Genomic DNA, 3,388 nt, shown 5'->3' on the forward strand with positions numbered 1-3,388 from the left:
AACTTAAAGAAGATGACTCCTGTACAATACAGAAATCATCTTCTCCATGTGGCATGACCTTTTTCAAAAATGTCCTTTACAAAGGGTACAATTTAAAGAACTGGTTAACCTTATAATACGAAAGCACCCGTTTGTTGAAGAAGGATAGATATCTACTGAAGATTGGTACTCTAACAGATATTACGTTTCAGAAAATAACTCTCCTTTGTGCTCGTTCCGATATATCTGAAATACATTATCGGAATTGATGATTATTTTACTGTTATCTATTAATGTAATCTCAAGAGGAAATATGGCAGACGTTTTATCAGAAAATATCCATCTTCTCCCTGGTTGGGCTAGTATAATAAATATTCCCTTCCTTCTTTCACCCATGAAATTAAGGGATTTTCTACTTATTGTATCATTGTCACGCTCGGTCAAACCAATTTCATTTAATTTTTCGCTTACACTTATAGTGTCTTCTACAATTAGACCTATTTCACTAATGTTTAAAATACTTTTAACCGAAAAAGGCTCAATACTGATCTGGTCCATTCCAAAAAGATATCCTCTTATTCAAGAAATACATTGTTTTCTATTGTAAAACAAAATAAAGTCCCATTATTATTTGATTGTAAAGTATATTTTATATTAAGTATCCTAGCTATATCGTCAATTATTTTTAACCCCAGTCCAATACCTTTATTGTTCATATTGAAGCCAACTCCATTATCTCTAATCGTAACAACATAATTTTCAATACTTACCTCAAACTTACTAGCTTTTGAATGTCTTAGCGTATTTTGAAAAATGTTATCAAATAATCTTTGGAGCCACAGACCATTGCTAACCCATACCAGATCTTTATCTACTGTTATATATATTAATTGGATATTATAAATACTATATAAATAGTTCCATTTATTCACCATAGTTTCTAATAAGGCATTTATATTCACTTCATCCATTACAACATAAGAACTCTCCAACGTATCAGTCGATTGTAAATTAAATTCATTGGTTAAACCCGCAATATATTCAATTTGGTTATTTAATGATTCTAATATTGGTGCTTGATCCTTAAATTCTTCTTCTAAATAAAACAATTGTAATTTCATTGCTGTTAAAGGTGTATTGATATCATGCCTTAATTTAGTTAAGAGTTCCCTGTTTATTTCCTCCTGCTGTTTAAGCTCTAATTCTCTAAATGTTGTTCTTTCAATTAATAGATTGACCGACCTAATTAGTGCACCTATTTCATCATCACTTTTAACCTCTATTTTATTGGGGATTATTTTGTCATCACTAGCTAAATCCCGAATTACCTTATTTAACATATTTATTTTATTTAAAAGTGAATTAATCGATCTTGAAAACAAAAAAGCTAATATAAAGAATGATAATAAAAATAGAATCAGCATCGTTGGATAGGCATACGATTCATGAAATGGGATGTCGCTATTCTTAGAGACAATATCATAAATTACTGACATAAGGACACTAATCACTAGTATTAATAACGGGACACTGATAATAGCAGAAAATAATAATAACTGGTATTTCTTTTTTAATTTCATTTCTTCATATAGGTATTTAATCTATACCCTTCTCCATATAAATTTTGAATGATTTCACCCTGTTTATCATTGATTTTTGTTCTAATTTTTTTAATATGTACATTCAGGATATTAGGATTTCTATCTTCAAGCTGCCATAAGTAGTCAAAAAATTGTTCTTTCGTTAAAATCCGATTCCTATTTTCATATAAATAGAAGAATATTTTCCGTTCAATAGCCGTAAAAACAACCTCATTATGCAAGCTGTCATTGAAAACTTTTGTATACTCTGCATCAATATATAAATGTTTGATCTGTGTAAATTTACCGTACTGATTATCTAGTTTTTTCTGAATTCTTAGTAATAGCTCTCTAGGATCAAAAGGCTTAATCATATAATCCTCACCAATATGCAAACCTTGGAGTTTGCTATCGATATCATTTCGAGCAGATAAAAAAACAATAGGAATATTTAAGCCTAGATTTTTTATTTTCTTTGAAATTTGATAGCCGTCTTCACCTGGCAACATAACATCCATGATGACTAAATCTATTTTATGAATGAAATCAAGAATGTCTTTTCCTTCTGTCCTCCAACATACGTTATACGCTTCTCGCTGCAGAATATTCTGTAACAAATTCCCAATCATTAAATCGTCTTCAACAATTAAAATGTTATATCCTTTCATTACGTAGACCTCTCACTTTATTCAACTTTTCCATTGATAAAATCAATGGCAAGTTTATATATCTCTTCAGGCGCATATAAATAAATACTGTGCTTGCCTTTAATTTTTATGACATCTGCTATTAATAGTTGGTCTGCCAACTCCTCATAATTTTCATTTTTTTTCTTTGTATATTTCGAGGTTTTATTTTGATCAGTATACGCAGACAAAAATAAGATTGGTGTTTCTTTAGGTGTGGGTAGATTAACTGATTTTTTTCCATTTTCGTAAGACCGTAAAAGCTCTTGCGCCATATCATCATTAAAAAATTGTTTATACGAAATCGCTTTATACATTTCTTTTTCATGTTCCGTTAAGAAGGTTTGCTTTATCACTTCAGGATTATACGTTGTAGAAGGGGCTAGTCGCTGAAAACCCATTTTGGTTAAAAAGTTCATTCCTCTTATCGTTAATGAATCAAGAAACCCCATTTTATAGGTTACGTACTCCTTTGGTAAACCAATATCTAAAGCAATAATCGCCTTCACTTCATTTGGGTATTTTTGTGCCCAGTAAATAGCTTCTATCCCTGATAGAGAGTGTGGTACTAAGATATACGGAGGTTTATTTCCACTTTGAATGAGAGCGTTTCTAGTTTGTTCTAGTATCATATCAATATCTCTATTATCGTCAAAAACTTCACTATATCCATAACCAGCTCTTTCGACAATAGCAATCTTATTTTTTTTTGAAAATTTGCTATATAGACCTTTCATTTCATAAACAGGTGCAGCAATCCCTGATCCAGACATGAATACAAATATATTCTCACCATCACCCTCATTATATACATTTAGTTTTTTGTTATGAAACTCAACGAATGTCCCCTTACTGTCCATTGTTTCTGATTCCTTACCTAATTGATAACGGTGATAACCAAAAACTGATACGGAAACAAGTAATATAAAAACAATGAACCCCCAAAAAAGTCGCTTTAATACTTTCAATACTTTTTTCATATCCTTCTCCTTTCAATTTATATTAAAAGGATAGAATATAAAAATAAATTTCCTATAAATTTTTCAGTTGAGTTAATTTCATAATTCTGAGCTCAGTCATATCAACGTCTTTCAGACAATGAAAAACAGGCACCTCCCCAAATTCGGTATAATGGTAGCGACA

4 protein-coding genes are annotated in these 3,388 nt (G+C 30.6%); all 4 read right to left on the bottom strand.

The features are described from left to right. Positions 1-180: 180 nt before the first annotated feature. From ACQKMD_RS21850 to ACQKMD_RS21865, 4 genes are read right to left on the bottom strand one after another with little or no spacing between them, the layout of a single operon-like run. The gene (locus tag ACQKMD_RS21850; RefSeq protein WP_427754664.1) at positions 181-537 is read right to left on the bottom strand and encodes a hypothetical protein; all 357 of its coding nucleotides are present in this window, start codon (positions 535-537) and stop codon (positions 181-183) included. A 17-nt stretch (positions 538-554) separates the two neighbouring features. Then, the gene (locus ACQKMD_RS21855; RefSeq protein ID WP_427754666.1) at positions 555-1,559 is read right to left on the bottom strand and encodes a sensor histidine kinase; all 1,005 of its coding nucleotides are present in this window, start codon (positions 1,557-1,559) and stop codon (positions 555-557) included. Further along, positions 1,556-2,227 (bottom strand): response regulator transcription factor, encoded by a 672-nt coding sequence (locus tag ACQKMD_RS21860; RefSeq protein ID WP_427754667.1) that lies wholly within the window; start codon positions 2,225-2,227, stop codon positions 1,556-1,558. Before ACQKMD_RS21860 ends, ACQKMD_RS21855 begins: the two co-directional genes overlap by 4 nt. A 17-nt stretch (positions 2,228-2,244) precedes the next feature. Next, complete coding sequence (locus ACQKMD_RS21865) at positions 2,245-3,225, bottom strand: alpha/beta fold hydrolase (protein ID WP_427754669.1); 981 nt, start codon at positions 3,223-3,225, stop codon at positions 2,245-2,247. Positions 3,226-3,388: the final 163 nt, after the last annotated feature.

The organism is Viridibacillus sp. NPDC096237 (genome assembly GCF_050278625.1).
GTDB lineage: Bacteria > Bacillota > Bacilli > Bacillales_A > Planococcaceae > Viridibacillus.